This window comes from Methylobacterium sp. GC_Met_2, assembly GCF_026540795.1.
Lineage (GTDB): Bacteria > Pseudomonadota > Alphaproteobacteria > Rhizobiales > Beijerinckiaceae > Methylobacterium.
The window spans coordinates 94462-111662 of sequence record NZ_JALNUM010000004.1; the positions used below are offsets into that span (position 1 = coordinate 94462).

At 59.0% G+C, this 17201-nt stretch carries 9 protein-coding genes, 1 tRNA gene and 5 pseudogenes; 7 read left to right on the forward strand and 8 right to left on the reverse strand.

The genetic code is table 11. The features are described 5' to 3' along the window. Positions 1–34: 34 nt before the first annotated feature. Both leuB and OXS49_RS02930 read right to left on the reverse strand, forming a co-directional pair. Positions 35–1144, reverse strand: a complete 1110-nt coding sequence (leuB, locus tag OXS49_RS02925; RefSeq protein WP_267421663.1) for a 3-isopropylmalate dehydrogenase — start codon at positions 1142–1144, stop codon at positions 35–37. Positions 1145–1215: 71 nt separating this feature from the next. Further along, positions 1216–1929, reverse strand: a complete 714-nt coding sequence (locus OXS49_RS02930; RefSeq protein ID WP_267421731.1) for a carbonic anhydrase — start codon at positions 1927–1929, stop codon at positions 1216–1218. Between the two features lie 346 nt (positions 1930–2275). On the opposite strand from OXS49_RS02930, the gene OXS49_RS02935 reads away from it, so the two are divergent. From OXS49_RS02935 to OXS49_RS02945, 3 genes are all read left to right on the forward strand, one after another. Further along, positions 2276–3010: a hypothetical protein gene (locus OXS49_RS02935; RefSeq protein WP_267421665.1), complete on the forward strand. Its 735-nt coding sequence runs from the start codon at positions 2276–2278 to the stop codon at positions 3008–3010. Between the two features lie 332 nt (positions 3011–3342). Continuing rightward, complete coding sequence (locus tag OXS49_RS02940) at positions 3343–4917, forward strand: 2-isopropylmalate synthase (protein WP_244006684.1); 1575 nt, start codon at positions 3343–3345, stop codon at positions 4915–4917. 100 nt (positions 4918–5017) lie between these two features. Continuing rightward, positions 5018–5093 (forward strand) — tRNA-Lys (locus OXS49_RS02945). A 96-nt stretch (positions 5094–5189) separates the two neighbouring features. Here the strand turns inward: OXS49_RS02945 and OXS49_RS02950 are convergent. The 3 genes and pseudogenes from OXS49_RS02950 to OXS49_RS02960 all read right to left on the reverse strand — a co-directional run. Continuing rightward, positions 5190–5869 (reverse strand): annotated as a pseudogene (locus OXS49_RS02950) (IS3 family transposase); the annotation flags it as partial. A gap of 681 nt (positions 5870–6550) precedes the next feature. After that, a pseudogene (locus OXS49_RS02955) lies at positions 6551–7792 on the reverse strand (IS66 family transposase). A gap of 86 nt (positions 7793–7878) precedes the next feature. Next, entirely contained in the window at positions 7879–10737 is a 2859-nt protein-coding gene (locus OXS49_RS02960) for an N-6 DNA methylase (protein ID WP_267421666.1), read from the reverse strand. Between the two features lie 368 nt (positions 10738–11105). Here OXS49_RS02960 and OXS49_RS02965 point away from each other — a divergent pair, with 368 nt between their 5' ends. After that, positions 11106–12500 (forward strand): ISL3 family transposase, encoded by a 1395-nt coding sequence (locus tag OXS49_RS02965; RefSeq protein ID WP_267421668.1) that lies wholly within the window; start codon positions 11106–11108, stop codon positions 12498–12500. Positions 12501–12545: 45 nt separating this feature from the next. Here OXS49_RS02965 and OXS49_RS02970 read toward each other — a convergent pair. Next, positions 12546–12665 (reverse strand): annotated as a pseudogene (locus OXS49_RS02970) (IS630 family transposase); the annotation flags it as partial. A gap of 59 nt (positions 12666–12724) precedes the next feature. Here OXS49_RS02970 and OXS49_RS02975 point away from each other — a divergent pair. From OXS49_RS02975 to OXS49_RS02985, 3 genes are all read left to right on the forward strand, one after another. Continuing rightward, positions 12725–13582, forward strand: a complete 858-nt coding sequence (locus OXS49_RS02975) for a GIY-YIG nuclease family protein (protein WP_267421671.1) — start codon at positions 12725–12727, stop codon at positions 13580–13582. Positions 13583–13877: 295 nt separating this feature from the next. Next, complete coding sequence (locus OXS49_RS02980; protein ID WP_267421675.1) at positions 13878–14855, forward strand: RNA-binding domain-containing protein; 978 nt, start codon at positions 13878–13880, stop codon at positions 14853–14855. Positions 14856–14873: 18 nt separating this feature from the next. Further along, on the forward strand, positions 14874–15770 hold the full coding sequence (locus OXS49_RS02985) for an ATP-binding protein (RefSeq protein ID WP_267421733.1): 897 nt from the start codon (positions 14874–14876) through the stop codon (positions 15768–15770). Positions 15771–15790: 20 nt separating this feature from the next. On the opposite strand, the pseudogene OXS49_RS02990 reads toward OXS49_RS02985, so the two are convergent. Continuing rightward, a pseudogene (locus tag OXS49_RS02990) lies at positions 15791–16729 on the reverse strand (IS1595 family transposase). A gap of 73 nt (positions 16730–16802) precedes the next feature. After that, positions 16803–17134 (reverse strand): annotated as a pseudogene (locus OXS49_RS02995) (IS630 family transposase); the annotation flags it as partial. Positions 17135–17201: the final 67 nt, after the last annotated feature.

A 17201-nucleotide genomic window follows, 5' to 3' on the forward strand; every position in this document is an offset into this window, starting at 1 on the left:
CGCTCGGAAAGACGGGGATCGGCTCCGTGCGCTTTCAGCCCACGCGGGCTCGCAAGGCATCGGCCACCGCAGCCGCCATGGCGCGCGTTCCCATCGGGTTCGTGCCCTCGCCGGCGATGTCGGCGGTGCGCGCACCGCCCGCGAGGGCGTCGGTGATGGCGCCGTCCAGGGCGTCGGCGGCGTCGCCGAGGCCGAAGGAATAGCGCAGGCACATGGTCAACGAGCCGATCATCGCGATTGGGTTGGCCTTGTCCTGGCCGGCGATGTCCGGCGCCGAACCGTGGCACGGCTCGTAGAGCGCCCGGCGCAGGCCGCTGTCATCGACCGCGCCGAGCGAGGCCGAGGGTAGCATGCCGAGCGACCCGGTAAGCATCGCGGCAAGATCGGACAGCACGTCGCCGAACAGGTTGTCGGTCACTAGGACGTCGAACTGCTTCGGCCGGCGCACGAGCTGCATGGCGCAATTGTCGGCCAGAATGTGCTCGAGCTGGATATCGGCATAATGCTCGGCCTGGAGCTTGGTGACGACCTCCTTCCAGAGCACGCCGGACTTCATCACGTTGTGCTTCTCGGCCGAGGCCACCCGGCCCGAGCGCTTGCCCGCGAGGTCGAAGGCGACGCGGGCGATCCGCTCGATCTCACCGGTCGTGTAGACCTGGGTGTCCACGGCACGCTTGGAGCCGTCCGGCAACGTGGTGATCTCTTTCGGCTCGCCGAAATAGACGCCGCCGGTCAGCTCGCGGACGATCATGATGTCCAGGCCCTCGACCAGCTCGCGCTTCAGCGCGGAGGCCTCGGCCAATGCCGGGTAGCAGATCGCCGGGCGCAGATTGGCGAACAGGTCGAGATCCTTGCGCAGGCGCAAAAGGCCGGCTTCGGGACGGTTCTCGTAAGAAACGCCTGCCCATTTCGGGCCGCCGACCGCACCGAGCAGGATCGCATCGGCGGCCTTGGCGCGCGCCATCGTCTCGTCCGAGATCGGAAGGCCGTGAGCGTCGAGCGCACAGCCGCCCACGAGGTCGGTCTCGGTCTCGAAGGTGGCGAGCCCGGTCTCCTTCAGCGCGTCCAGCACGACCTGCATGCCGCCCGCGACCTCCGGGCCGATCCCGTCGCCGGGGAGGAGCAGGAGCTTGTAGCTGGCCATGGCGGTCTCGCGGATTCTGTCTCGACGTGCCGGCGGGCTTTATCGAGGCGGGACCGCCATTGGCAAGGCGTTCAGAGCAGCGCGACCTTGCCGGTGGCGATGTCGTAGAAGCCGCCCACCACCTTCACATGCTTGCGGGTGACGGCCTCCGCGATGATCGGCCCGGCCTGTTCCAGGCGCCGCACGCTGTGCCGGACGTTCTGCGCGATGGCCTCGGCAAGAGGATCGGGCGCCCGCGCCTTCTCGGCGAGGTTGACCGCCGGGCGGATCGCGTCGATCAGCGTCGGCAAGTGGCCCGGAAGCACGGCGTTCGTCTTCATGACGTCGATCGTTGCCTTCACGGCCCCGCAATCGGAATGGCCGAGCACGACGATCAGCGGGGCGCCGAGCACCTGAACTTCGTATTCGAGGCTGGCCAGGCCATCCGTGCTGACGAAGTTGCCGGCGACCCGGACGACGAACAGGTCGCCGGGCCCCTGATCGAACACGAAGTCCGGGGCGACGCGCGCGTCGGCGCATCCCACGATGCAGGCGATCGGATGTTGCGCGGCGGCGCGCGCGGCCCGGCCGACTGAGAAATCCTTGCTGGTCGGTGCGTTGGCGACGTAGCGGGCATTGCCCGCGATCAGGCGCGCGAGAGCCTCATCGGGTCCGATCGCGTTCGGCCGCGACGCCTCGCCGATCGCCTTAGCAGGCCTGACGGCCGATGCGGCGGCGAGCGTGCCGAACGCGGCCGCCGTCAGCAGGCGGCGGCGGGAAAAAAGAGACTGATGCTGGTCGCACACGGAGGTCGCTCCCACTGGATGCGTCGGCTCGACCGGCTCAGGCGCGAAGGATTCCGTCGTCACGTGGCGGGTTTCCTAGGCATCGACGCCGATTCGCGCTTTCCGCTTCGTATTCCGTTCAGCCTCTTCCGGCAGAGTCCAAACTTTGCAGGAGATGTGGTCCTCACGTCGCCGAATCAGCTAGCGTTGAGCCGCATATACCAAGGGCATTCGACCATACATGCTGGACGAGGACTTCTTTTTACGAACCAAAGAGATCCGGATATCCGATAGTTTCCAAATATCATTGTCTTTTTACTGTCGAGACGTCGTCGCAGCGTCGGAGATCGCCTGGCCGACGCACAAGATGCTCAATCAGTCCGGGCGCTATCTCCTCTCGTTCATGCTGATCCACAACGATTACCGGCATCGCCGCGGTGACGGCCCCCAGCCCACTCTCACGGCGCTCCAGGCCATGGTCGGATCGAGTGCCCGGCAGACGGCCGCCTTCGTGGCGACCCTGAAGGCGGCTCGGCTCGTGACGGTGGAGGCGGATCCGAACGATGCACGGCTGCGGTGCCTGCGGGCTACTCCGCCGCTCGTGGCCGAGATCGGTCGGCCCGGCCGCCTGTTCGTCGCCGCCATGGACCGTCTCACGCGCAGGCGGCCGAGCCGGGCCGCCATGCTCGACGACTTCGACCGCCTCGGCGAGCTGATCTATCGGTCGGGCGCCCACGTCCTCCAGCACGGGATGCTGACGGAGCCGTTTGCTCGGATTTTCAGTTTCACCGCGCGCGATTGCGGCTATCCGCTGCTCGCCGCGATCGTCGGCGCCCATTACGCCGCCACGGTGCCGGATGCCCCCGCGGCGCTGCCGCTGAGCCTACGCGCCCTAGCGGACAGGTTCGGGGTCTCCCGCGCGCATGTCGGCAACCTTCTCCAGGAGGCTGACGCCGCCGGCTGGTTCCGGACCGAGGATCGGCGGCTGACGCAGCTGGATCCGACACTGCTCGATGAGTTCGAGCATTGGGCCGCCTGCCAGATAGTGTTCTATGACGATCTTGCGGCGGCGATCTGCACAGGCGCGGCGGCGTCGCCCTGAGCGCGCCGGCTCGCTTGTGTTCCGGCAGTTCCGGGGCTACCTACGTGCGCCACCGCGCCGTGAGAATGTCCCGCGTGGGTCGCCGACAGGAGAGACGAGCCTTGGCCAGAGCCGGCTCAGCGTCCGAGACCGTCCGCACCGCCGCTACGGTGCAACGGCTCCGTGCGCGCCGCGCCGGGCTTCGCCTTCCGCTTCTGCTTACCCGCCCCTGAGGGCCGTCCGGGCGCGCGCGCCTGGGCCTTCAGGGGATTGTCTCACATTCGCGAACCCGCCCGCCTGGGCATCACGCCGTGCCGCGCCATACGCCGGGCGGCCCGCGACAGGGTAAGACCATGACCTCGACGACCCCTTCGACCAGCACCACCGCCCGCGACCGCATCCTCATCTTCGACACCACCTTGCGCGACGGCGAGCAATGCCCCGGCGCCACCATGACGTTCGACGAGAAGCTCGCGGTGGCCGAACTGCTCGACACGATGGGTGTCGACATCATCGAGGCGGGCTTCCCGATCGCCTCGATCGGCGATTTCGAAGCGGTGTCGGAGATCGCGAAGCGCACCAAGCGCGCCACCATCGCGGGCCTTGCCCGCGCGATTCCCGCCGACATCGCCCGGGCCGGCGAGGCGGTGCGGCACGCCCAGCGCGCGCGGATCCACACCTTCGTGTCGACCTCGCCGATCCACCTCGCGCACCAGATGCGCAAGAGCCAGGACGAGGTGGTCGAAATCATCCTCAAGACCGTGGCCCAGGCCCGCGACCTCGTGGAGGACGTGGAATGGTCGGCTATGGACGCGACCCGCACACCGCTTGATTACCTGTGCCGCTGCGTCGAAGCCGCCATCAAGGCCGGTGCCACGACGATCAACCTGCCCGACACGGTGGGCTACGCCACGCCGGGCGAATATCGCGACATGTTCGCCAACGTGCGCGAGCGCGTGCCGAACGCCGACAAGGCGGTGTTCTCGGTTCATTGCCACAACGACCTGGGCCTCGCGATCGCCAACTCGCTGGCCGGGATCGAGGGCGGCGCCCGGCAGGTGGAGTGCACGATCAACGGCATCGGCGAGCGGGCCGGCAATGCGGCGCTTGAAGAGATCGTGATGGCGTTGCGCACCCGTGCCGACGTGCTGCCCTACGAGACCGGTGTCGAGACGACCATGCTGACCCGCGCCTCGAAGCTCGTGAGCCACGCAACCAACTTCCCGGTGCAGTTCAACAAGGCGATCGTCGGCCGCAACGCCTTTGCGCATGAGAGCGGCATCCACCAGGACGGCATGCTCAAGAACTCCGAGACCTACGAGATCATGACCCCGGCCTCGGTCGGTCTGAGCAAGACCTCGTTGGTGATGGGCAAGCATTCCGGCCGGGCGGCCTTCCGCTCGAAGCTGGAAGATCTGGGCCTGCACCTGTCCGACAATCAGTTCCAGGACGCGTTCGAGCGGTTCAAGGCGCTCGCCGACCGGAAGAAGCACGTCTACGACGAGGATATTGCGGCGCTGGTGGATGAGAATCTCGCCACCGCCCACGACCGGATCCGGCTGGTCTCCCTGTCGGTGATCGCCGGCACCCGCGGCCCGCAGCGGGCGACGCTCCGCATCGCCGACGAGACTGGCATGCGGATCGAGGAAGCGGACGGCAACGGTCCGGTGGATGCGGTCTTCAACGCGATCTCGGCGCTGGTGCCGCATCAGGCGCAGCTGGAGCTCTATCAGGTCCACGCGGTGACGGGCGGGACGGATGCGCAGGCCGAGGTCTCGGTGCGCCTGCGGGATGGCGAGCGCAGCGTCACGGCCCGCGGCGCCGACCCGGACACGCTGGTCGCCTCGGCGAAGGCGTATCTGTCCGCGCTGAACAAGCTGTCGGCCCACGCGGTGCGCGTGCATGCACAGCATGCAGCGGCGGAATGAGAAAAAGAGCGGCTGGGGGTGGACAGCCCCCGGCCACGTTGGTATCAGCCCGCCACCCCAGCGGACTTGGTGGCCGCCGGGGCGGATCGCAGATGCGATCGGGCGCATAGCTCAGTTGGTAGAGCAGCTGACTCTTAATCAGCGGGTCCTAGGTTCGAACCCTAGTGCGCCCACCAATGATATCAGAGGCTTAGGCGCGGAAACCTTGTAGTTAGGTTTTGTCGTCTCCCCCATACGTAACATCTGACGTAACAGCGCTAGGCTTCTCCAGTTAGAGTCTCGCGAGTGAACGCATCGACAAATCTCAGGCCGCGAAGCCGGTGGCTGAATAGCAACGCATCGGAGACGAAGTCCATCGACCGGCGTTCGTTCGGTCGGAGTGCGGCAGGCTGACGCTCAAGGTGAGCTGTGCTGACGCACCGGCGTGATCGTTTGAGCCGCAGGCTCAGGCCCTTGTCACTGTAGAGGCGATAGACCCTCTTGTGGTTCACTCGCCAGCCCTCCCGGCGCAGCAGGATGTGGATCTGGAAAGAGCCGTAGCGCGTCTGGCTCTTGGCCAAAACGCAGATGTGCATCCGCAACAGTGCCCGATCAGGCTTGGCCGAGCGGTAACGAACGCCCGACCGGCCGACGCCGAGCGCGGCGCAGCCGCGCCGCTCACTCACTCCATGCGCCTCCTGAGCCTGATGCACCCGGTCGCGTCGCTGAGCAAGCGTCAGAGCTTTTTGCGACGAGGCCCTGCGAGATGCGCTTGTCGTGGCTCACATAGCCCACTTGCTGCTTGAGCTTGCGGTTCTCGTCCTCGAGCTGCCTAAGCCGTCGCAGTTCGCCTGTCCCCTAGTCGCCGCAGAGCTTCTTCCAGCGGTAAAATACCTGCTCAGAGATGCCCACACGGGGCAGCATCTCCGCGACAGGGTGTCCTAGTTTCGGCCTGCTTCAGCGCGAAGGCGATATGTTATTCGGTAAACCTGCTTTTCCACACGGCTCCGCTCCCCCCGTCAGGGTCTCAGAAAACCGGAAAACTCGCACCGAGGCCGGATCAGAGTGATGGCGGGACGAGAACCTCGATGGACCGGATTGCTTCAGCAACCCTACGAGACCAGAACGTCAATTCGACGCAGCTTGGCAACAATTTCTTCTTCCGTATTCTTTATCCGTCTTATGAAAACATCCTCCATATATCTTAAAAACATACTTTAGAGGAAATCAATTTTCAAGGAGGCAGGCCACTTCAGTGTTGAGGGCTACGTTTATAATGTCTCATCGTGGATCGCACATCCCGGCGAAGAAATATTAAGGCCGTAGTAAACTTCAATGCGCGCAGCAAGATCGCTGTCTTCGTAGTCGTGGAGACTTAGCGATGCTGATTGATCCCGCACAGCATTATAAATTATTTGGCCTAGGCGCAGATCAGGCCTAGCTTTCCGAGCTCGTAATAAAACTTCCGATACTTCGTCGTTCCTGCAGTCGTTTTGCATGCCTATGGTCCTCGTATTTGCAGGGATAAAACGGTTTCAGACAAGGTTATCATCACAGCGCCTCACCTTAAGCAATATCCGGGCGCGTGGCCAACATCACCCGCACAACGCCGGATGGCCCGCTCAGTAATTACCCAGGCCTGTGATGGCAGGGTTCAGGCACCGATGGTTTTGAGGATGGTGCCGAAGGGACTGCGGCCTTCGAGGCGGGCGGTATCGACGGCGGTGCGGATAGCGTCTTCGCCCTTGGCGGCCCACATCGCGCGGTAGCCGTTGGTGACCTTTCGTTGGACGTCGGATGGGCGCAGCAGCCTCTCTGAACCGTTGTTCGTCGATTCGACGGTGCCGAGGTGGGCGACGAAGACCAAGTCCTGATGACGAGCACGACCAATCTTGGCCCGCAGGACACGGATCAGGTCGCAGCGGCTTGGTTTGGCCAGGATAGCGCCGAGTTGGCGATCCAGGCTCCGGCGCTTGGCGGCTCGCGTCAAGGCGGCCATATGGGTGACGTGCCCGGCTAGGGCGAACACTGAGGCCAGTCAGAGCTGCAAACGCCAGGGTACGGGATCATCGCTGGTCTCAGCGACATAGGCAACGTCGCGAGCGAGATGGGCAAGGCAGGTTTGGTGCGCGGCCACGTGTCCCTGCTGGGCGGTATAGCGATCCAAGATCCAAACCGCCGGCCGATGCCCGTCCATCACCTCCCGCACTACGACCGCACCGCGCGTCAGCGAAGCCTGATGGACGACCGCCTCGGCAGAATGGAAGTCCCAGTGGTAAGCGTTGCTGCCCTCAATGCACACGCCAGTCTCGTCCAAGGCGACGACGGTGACGCGGCGCAGAGTCGAGATGGCCCCCTCGCGGCCGGGACGGAAATGGTCCTGCGCCCGGCGGAGCAGATTCATCAGGTCGCCCTGGTTGAGCGTCAGACCTGACTGGTCGGACAGCGCCGCCTGCAACCGCTCGTAGGAAAGCCCCTGGAAGGTCTCGAGATACGTCGCTACCCCATGCAGCAGTGGCCCAAAGAGAGTGCTTCGTGCTGCATTTGGCATCGGTGCGGCTTCCCGCGTCCCGCAGGTCGGACAGCGCACGACCAGACGCCGATGCTGCGTCACCACCGGCGCGACCTCCGACAGTTTGATCCGTTCTGAGACGCTGACGACTTCGGCGGGAAGATCCCCGTGCAGGTCGCCGTCGAAGTACGCGCAGCAGTCGGGACGATGCTCGACCACCTCGTCCGGATCCTCGCTAATCGCCCGGCTATGATCCTCGTGACCTGGCTTGCCGCCGCCGAGCTTTTCCTGGTCGTGCCGCCCCTTGCAGCCTGTCGCCGGCGGCTTCAGGCACGTGCGCACGGTCTTGTCCGGGCGTTGCAATCGCAGCCTCAGCTCGATCAGTTTCTCGCGGCTCGGCCGCTCAAGATCGCTTTAGCTTATCCCAGGAGGGAATCAACAAAACCCACCCCCTCCATGGGGGTGGGTAATTACGACAAGGCTGCCTCTAAGTCACTTACATCAGCGAGTGGGGCATAAAGCGCTTCTACCATCCCTTCTATCTTAGCCTTGACATGAGTGATCCGGCGCTCATTGACAGTTCTTTCTTGGCCCGTCTGTAGCCGTAGGTTGACGATCAGTTTTTGAAGCTGACGACATTCTTTTTCGAACATTGAAATGGTCGTACTTTCAATTTCTACCGGAATAGGAAGCTGACCCAAAGCAGATGGAGCAATCTGCAAATAACCCCCTGATAATTTTCTGCCATGGAACTTTTGCTCGTAGTACAAGGACATGAATTTACTGTTTAATATTGCCAATATTAACCATGGATTACAGCGCGGAAAGATGACATTTACGCTTTTCCCCGCCAATAACTCGCCCTCTTCGTCGAAGACAGCCTCCAGTTTTTTCGTCATATTGGCGACCAAGACTTTGGGCGATTTCGACTGACGAACGCGGCGTTCCGAATAATCACTCAGTGAACTATGTTCCAAAACCGGACAAGTTAAGGATCGACCTAAATACCGCAGTCGCTTTTGACCCCAGTTAATTTCGTAAGGATCGATGGTACCACTATTGACGACCTTTAAATCTCCGAGCGCAGGTTGCGCAACGTCCGTAAGAAGGTCTTTGAGTAAATACGCTTCCGCAACTGTTGCAGCATCGTTTATGCTCGCAACCCTCTCCAATGGCACATAGCCTGCCCCACTAAAAGTCTCACCCTCGAAACGCCATTCGGCGTCGCTAGAAAGGAGTTTGACTGAAAGTGTTTCGCCGACGACAGTCGAAGTTCCGGTTCGGCTCGAAACCTTTTCATATTTTGTCGGACCCTCGACGCCGCTCTTATAGGAGAACACTATCGGATAAACGGCGACTGGAAATACCGAGACACTGCTATAGTCACGAATGTATTGTAATTGGCCTCTATCAAGCAAATATCGTCGAACGGCTGCCGCATAGCTTGCCGTCATTAGCTTGTTTGGGACAATCATTGTAGCGATGCCCTCAGGGCAAAGCAGATCAATAGCCTTTCCTATGAACGCACAGAAGATATCCCAATTCCCAGATGCATATGAATAACGATCTGAGCAATACTTCCGCTCATCGGGCCAATGTTTTGTCATCCATTCGGAATCAATATACGGAGGATTGCCCACTACGACATCAAACGACCCCTCTAATTCGCTAAAGGGAAATTCATCGGACCACTCAAATGGATTATTACGTGTGAATTCATCATCTGACAAAAACGACGCTGGGAATTTGGCAAATATATCCATTCCGACTAACGAATTTCCACATCGAATATTTGACGAAATATCTGGCAGTACTCTGGTTTCAAATAAATCCATTTGGGCCGCGATTCTATCCGTGCTTTCCCCTTCTATCATTTTTAGTAATAACGAGAGTTTTGTAACTTCGACGGCTTGAGAATCAATATCGACGCCATATATATGTGAGAGTAATATTCTTTTCTTTTCGGCGATACTCAGCCTCCACGAATTGGCATGTGCAATAATTTTTGGATTACGACCTCTCGATATTTTTTCAGGATCATTTGAGAGATACCACTCCAAATGCCAGTCAAGTAAATATTGATAAACTTCGATGAGAAACGAACCAGAACCGCATGCCGGATCGACGACACGTAACGCTGTACGTACAATCTTTTTACCGATTTTTCGTTGAACAAGCAAAGGGGCGGAGTTTAAATAAGGAGAAAGACTTAAAGTCACAATAAAACGGACAATATCGCTTGGCGTATAGTATACTCCACCTGCTTTTTTTACCTCGGGTTTGTTTTCTACGATCGCGCCATTGCTCGTCTGTCGAATTATTTTACCAAGAAATTGTTCATACACCTGCCCAAGTATCTCGGCAGGCATAACCGAAAACTCATAAGCGCTTTCGGGGCGATACAGACTGCGTAGCATCTTACTTAAAGTGTCATTGCTGATTTCAAGACTAGGGGTGATTTTATCGGGTTGATCATGTTGTCCGAGCGTATTTTCAAAATGAAAAAGGCCGGAATTATATCTAGCATCAGCCTTGCGAAAAATTTCCAGAAGGCGCGGGTAAATGTCTATAGATTCACATAGCTGTAGAAGTCGGCCATGTTTTTCAATACCTCGATCTTCGGCGATGCGAAGAAATATAATTCTATCAATTATGACCTGAATTGCATAATTTAAAGAAGGAAGATCAATTGTGTTTGTTGCTGAAATATCGGCGGCCAGCCACATGCGCCACTTTTCAATTTGAGCGAGAAATGCTTTGTCAACGGGAATAAAACCAACGGAAAGCGCGTTCACGTCAGCCAGGGCGTCCAGAGAACCATCGATCACTGCTTGCCGCGAAATCAACGCTTGTATTTCACTCCAACGCTCAACGAACTCGTCGCAATGGAATTGTGCGAAAAGGGCCGTTTGTGCAGAGTCGTCATCGTTTGGAGGTATGCGGCAATCATAAATCTTTATTGTTTCGAAATCAGTAAGTATAGATATGGTCATTTTCGCGCTCCACCCGTACCGACGGAGCTGCAGTGCAGATGAGACATCTTCGACACCAGCATACGGGGATTTCGCCTCAATAAAAAATCGACGGACCCCATCGGTTCGAAAACCATAATCAGGAGCTTTCGACCGACCATCAACCTTTACGATGTCTTCATGAACTACATCTTTTAAGGCAACTGGCTTTCCACTGCTATTAAGTACGTCCCAGCCCAAAATTTGGTAAAAAGGATTGATATACTCGATCCTTAGTTGGTGCTCACGGTAGCGCGAGCTGGTTACATCCGCGGTGTTTTCGCGGAAGTGCTGTACTAATTCCTCGATTGTCCGCACTTGAGTTTCCGTTATTTTCGCTCAGAACAAGCGGGGGGGGGGGGCGAGTCGTCAGACGATTGGACATCTGCATCCCCCTCTTCTCACACGTTGGTAACTCTTTGAGGAGTGCTCATTGTCAAACAGCGTTGAACATTGGCTCTGACTCACTCTCACTGATGCTGGCGGCGTTGAGGTTGCGGATATCCATGATGGAGCCGCAGCATGCACCCTCACTTCCGGTCATCGAGTCTCGTACCCACTGGATTCATCGTCGATCATCTCGACGTCGGCACTGACCGCATCGGTCTGGTCGTCAGGTCGGGAGCCGTGATGACGGCCTGCCCAAACTGCCGGACCCCTTTGCGTCGCATTCAAAGCCGCTACCGGTGCGATGCGGCGGCCTGCCGCTCGGTGGCCGGCGCGTCGAGCTCCAGGTCGTTGTACGACGCTTCCGGTGCGATGCGGCGGCCTGCGAGCGGACGATCTTCGCCGAGCGCTTTCCCGACGAATTCCTGCCCGCCTTCGCGCGACGCACCTCGCGGCTGGAGCAGATCGTCCCTCACCTTGGTCTCGCCCTCGGTGGTCGGCCCGGTGCGGGTCTCGCCCAGAGCCTCATGCTGGCGGTCGGTCGCGACACGCTCCTGCGCGTCATCCGCCGTCGGGCGGCCACACGGTCCGATCCGCTCGACGTCATCGGCATCGACGACTTCGCCTGGCGACGCAACCACCGCTACGGCACCCTGGTCTGCGATCTCGAACGCCGCCGCATCGTGGCGCTCCTACCGGATCGCGAGCAGGCGACCGCGCAGACCTGGCTGAAGCAGAACACCTCGATCCAGATCATCGCCCGCGACCGTGGCGGCGGATATGGTGAGGCCATCGCCCGCACCTTGCCGCAGGCTATCCAGGTCGCCGACCGCTGGCACCTCATGGAGAACGCGAGCCGCGGCTTCCTTGACGCCGTGCGCAGGTCGATGCGTCAGGTTCGCGAGGTCGTCGGCGCGGCCACCCTTGATCCGGCGCTCCTCACGGCGGCTGAGCGTATCCAGTACGAGGGTTACCTGCGGAGGGAAGTGGCGGACGCGGCCATCCGCGCGCTCGCGGAAGCAGGCGTTCCGATTCGCCGGATCGGCCAGCGCCTGGGCCACAGTCGCAAGATGGTGCGTGCAGTCCTGCGCGGCGAGCGCACGGACGTCTTCCGGGTCCGCCAGAGCTCGCTCGACGCCTATCTGCCCTGGCTCGACGCCCAGTGGGACGCATGCAGCCGCAATGCCACCGAACTCTGGCGAATGGCGAAGGCGCAGGGCTTCCGAGGTTCGCTCCGCGTGGTTGGGGAATGGGCGACGCGCCGCCGGCGCGCGGAGCAGGCCAACATCGAGCGGCTTCAGCGTGTACCGTCGGCGCGAATCTTGGCACGGCTGCTGACGACGGGTCGCGACCGGTTGACCAGGGCGGAGACGCTGACCGTGGCCGCGGTCGAGGAAGGGGTGCCGGAGCTGGTCGAGGCACGCGAGGTAGTCAGCGCCTTCCAGACGATGGTGCGAGGAAACGATCCCTTCGGCTCGAAGGATGGCTCAGGCGGGCCGAGGCGAGTCTCGTCGCCTCCTTCGCGCGCGGCATTCGGTCAGGACCGATCCGCAGTTCAGGCCGCGATCACGCTACCATGGTCGAACGGCCAGACCGAAGGACAGGTCACGAAGCTCAAGCTCGTGAAGCGCCAGATGTACGGCCGCGGCAAGATCGACCTGCTGCAGGCCCGCCTGATCGGCCTCAAGCCTTGATGATCAGCAAAAGTGCGTCAGAGCCAAAGTTGCCCGCCGAAACACATCGTCGAGGAACACGTGGCGGGCAAAGTCGAGGTCGGGTTGGGCCTCAAAACATGCCTCGCGAGCGGCCTTTACGTTCGGGCGGTCCTGCTCCGTAGCGTGGTCCTTCTTTTTGGCGATTATATACCTCCCGCACCACGTGCAATCTGTGGTAGGCCCGGCGTGGGAGGTGGCACGCCATGCCGATCATGTTCAACTCGCTGCTAAAAGACGCCGGAATAGATCCGAAGGGCGTCAGGCTCGTTCGCCATCACGACACAAGAGCCGAATGCCTCCGCTCGCCTTACAGCCTATGGAAAGAAGATCCTCAGTTGTTTGAGGAGTATCAATGTCTTCAGGGTGGCACACCGTTCCAAGTTGGCAACCATCTGGCTAGCTTTGTGAAGACACCTCAAAACGAAACTCTATTTGTCGGGGCCTACAAAGTTGATGCGTTAGGCGTCGCGCCTCAAGGGACGACCGATTTATGCACAAATCACGATTGCACTGGATTTAATCTTTATTCGATATCAGTCATATCGGAGTTATCGGACTACAAAGGTCGTCTAAGTATTGAGTGGGGACAAGGATACCTTGCTTGGTATCAATTGGCCCACAAGCAGGATAAGCCTATCCGAGAGCTGAGGATAAAATTTGAGGAACAGCCGTTCCCGGGTTATTTCTTATTTCGCTGGAAGCTGAACGAGATTAATCTATTGCCTGTCACTTGGATTGATAGGCTTAGAGCGGTGAAAGGGATTTACGTCCTTACGTCGCTCACGTCTAGAGAGCACTACGTCGGCTCCGCGGCTAGCCAAGGCGGCTTCTTCCAGCGCTGGCAGCAGCACGCGGCGACCGGTGGCGCGGCAGTTGGGCTACAAGCTCACGGGGCCGCCGACTATCAAGTGGCAATCCTTCAAGTCGCAGCCGGCTTTGAGTCTGACGACGATATCGTGCGGATTGAGAACCAGTGGATGGCGAAGCTCCAGACCCGCGGCATGGGCTTGAACGGGCAGCCCCGTCAGAACGCCTCTACGGCTCCTCAGGGGCTTACGTAGCAGTCTTCGGCCGTTGGCGAGCGATCGTCGTCACAGCCGCGTCAAACCGTGCGTCCGATCCTTCATCGCACCCAGCTTCGCGCGTCAGTTCCTCGAACCGGCGCCGTTGTGCCTCGGGCGTTAGCTTCTCAGCACCAAGCTTGGTGGGTTTGGGCTTGGCGGTTGCGTCTGTCGGCATTAGCGCTGTCCTTGGTTGACTGGGAACTTAGGACCGGGACAAGCTCAGAGCAATCCGGCTTGCCCGCATGCTGTGCGAGCCGGGTTTTCTGGGTCGAGGTCCGGGGCAGCTTCCAATATGATCCGCCGTGAAAGCCTTGAGGTGCTACTGACTGAGCTTAACACGACGGATGAGGGAGAAGAGCTGGAGGCTAAGACGATTTCCGGTCGGGAACTTGGAAGATCAGTTTTCGAAACAATATGCGCCCTCTGCAATGAGCCGGATTTAGAAGGCGGCACTATTCTACTGGGCGTTTCAAAAGAGGACGCTTTATTTCCGCTGTATCACGTCACGGGTATCACTGAACCCGATAAACTTTCTAGTGATTTGGCGACCGGATGCGCCACCATGTTCAACCAACCGGTGCGAATAGATGTTAAAGCATTGAACTTCCGTGGAAGCGTCGTTCTTAAAATCGACGTTCCGGAAGTTCCTAAATCTCAGAAGCCAGTATATTTTAAATCTATTGGGCTGCCAAAGGGCGCGTTTCGTCGAGTTGGGCCGACTGATATCAAATGTACCGACGAAGATCTGGCGCTTTTTTATCAGGGTGGTTCTAGTGACCCGTTCGACGTTCGTATTGTAAGGGACGCGACTTGGTCAGACATAGATCCAGCCGCAATTGCCGCGTACAGGAAGGCACGCGCCGAGGTCAATCCATTAGCCGAAGAACTACATTGGTCGGATGAGGATATTCTGTACGCACTTAGTTCTATTAAGCGTCTTGACGATAAGATCAAAATCACGACCACGGGACTTCTGATTTTTGGTCGAGGCGCAAGCATTCGACGATTGTTTCCTGCCCATCGAGTGGACTACATCCGAATTCCAGGAAAGGCATGGGTACAAGATCTTGATGGAAAATTTGAATCTATAGACATGCGTGGGCCGATGATGACTTTGATAAGCAGGGTCATCGCGGCTATCGCAGACGACTTACCGAAAACTTTGCGGATTGAAGACAACAAGTCTGGGCAGCGAACAGAAACGCCAGTCCTTCCGTTCAGAGTTATCAGAGAAGCTGTCGTAAATGCACTCATGCATCGAAGTTACTAGTTTCATCAACCGATCCAAATCATTCGATACGCTAATAGAATCGTCATAAAAAATGCGGGGTATTCGCTAAAATCCCCAGACCGCTTCTCAGATCCAGGGTCGTCGATAAGAAATCCAAACATCGCTGCTGTTCTTCATGAAACCCGCTTCGCTGAGACTAAAGGCAGCGGTATTCGTGTGATGCAGACAAAGATGCAGCAAAGGGGATTGGCTGCTCCAACTTTTGAGTCGAACCGTGAGACTGACGAGTTCACTGCTACATTTCTCTTCCATCATTTTTTAGATGAAAGAGATCTTGATTGGCTATCGAAGTTCATTGTTTTTGATCTTGCTGAGAATCAGATGAAGGCACTGATTTTTGTTCGTGAAGTTGGGGCAATTGATAACGCAACATACAGAAGCCTTTGCACCATTGACACTTTGGGGGCCAGCCGAAATTTACGCACCTTGACCAAACTTGGCTTGCTTACAGACCGCGGCAGCGGTGTTCGCACGCACTATGTCGCTGGCCCCGAAATGATCGCCCGCGACTTGGTTGAGCGCGATGCCGAGGTGATGGACACCATCCATGATAGCGACGTTACCATGGATGGTGCCATCCATGGTAACGTCAACCTTCTGAAAGATATGCCGCTTTTTCTTCGGACAGCTGTACGGAATGCGCAGTTTAAACGGCGGCTGGTCCCGGAAGAGGGACGGCTGCTCATAGAAGCGCTGTGCCAGTGGCGACCACTTTCACTCAGCGAAATCGCAGATTTGATCGGCAAGACACCGACTCACGTCAGCCAAAAATATCTTACGCCAATGGTTGCTAGCCAAGTACTGGAATACTCATTCCCAGAGATGCCGCAGCATCCCGAGCAAAAATACAAGGCTTCAAAGCCGCGGATAGCGAGTAAGCGAAGCGCTCGCTAGAGGCGAGCGACTGTTACTTCTTACCTGTCAGGACAAGCCAATCGATAAGTGAGACGTTTACCAACCACGCCCCGCAGCGCCTGGTCCGCCCGCTCCCCATAGCCGCAACCGAGCTTCACACGATTGTTGTACCGGAAATCGAACTCGGCGAGTTAGCGGTGCAGGTGCTGCTTGCCGCAGTGCTGGTAGGTGCGCTTTATCCCGCGCTTGAAGACGGAGAAGTAACCCTCGACGGTGTTCGTGTGGACGATCCCGCGGACGTACTCCTTGGCCGAGTGAACCGTCATCTGATGGTCAGCGAAGGTGGCGCCGATCTTCGTGTAGATGCTCGACTCGTCGGTGTGCAGCGTCGCTTCCTTGATGATGTTCTCTTGAATGATGGGCCGGATCGTGTCGGGCTTAAGATCGTCCACGACGATGGAGCGGACCTGACCGCTGTCGCGACCTGCCAGGGAGACGACCTGCATCTTGTGATGGAAGGCACGAGCCTTGGGCTTGCCGGGCTCGCGGCCGATGAAGGTCTCGTCAGCCTCAACGATGCCGCCAGCGCCAGGCAGACCAGAAACACCGCTCATTGGCGCCATCGCGCCGTCGCGCATCGCCTCGCGGATGCGGTGCGTTAGGAACCACGCGCTCTTGTAGGTGATGCCGAGCGCCCGGTGGATCTGGTGGCTGCTCACACCCTTCTTGGATGCGCACAGGAGGTAGACGGCCTGCAGCACCTTGTGGAGCGGGATGTGGGCGCTCTCGAAGACCGTGCCGACCTTCACCGTGAACTGCTTGCGGCACTGCTTCTCGGCACACTTGCGGAGGCCACGGCGCGTCTTCGTCAGATCGTAGTGCTTGGGGTTGAGGGAGCCGCAGTGCGGGCAAACCGGGCCGTTCGGCCAGAGCTTCGCCTCAAGGTAGGCGAAAGCGGCGTCTTCGCAATGAAGGTGGGCGTTGGATAACGCGGACATGAGTAGGGCTCCGATGGTCAGAACCCTACCTCAGATCGCGTGGTGCGTAAAGGATATAATCGCCTTCTTTTTAAGTCAGACCGCGCGCATCAAGAAGGACCCACAGTGTGTCCAGCCCGACCGTAAAATCGCGCTCGTCCTTCAGGCGAGCGCGCATCTCCTCCAGGGTCATGTCGTCCCGCTTGGCGATCGAGCCCCGTAGAAATGCCTCGTGTGAGTCGAACTTGGAGCGGCGAGCTGGACCCTGCGAACAAGCTGCCATTGTCCCGGTCGCCGTAAGTGTGCCACACAGCGGATCGCCGTGGCTACGTCTACACCGAAGCGCGCGGCCGCCTGTCGACGCGACGTCGTCCCGGCCGCGTCGATTGCGCGTTCGCTGAGGCCCTGACTGTAGGGTCGGCCCATGCCTTGCCTTTCATCTGGAGCGCCCAGTGAATCAGCTTCAAACCGCCGCGTGAACTGCGCAAGTCCG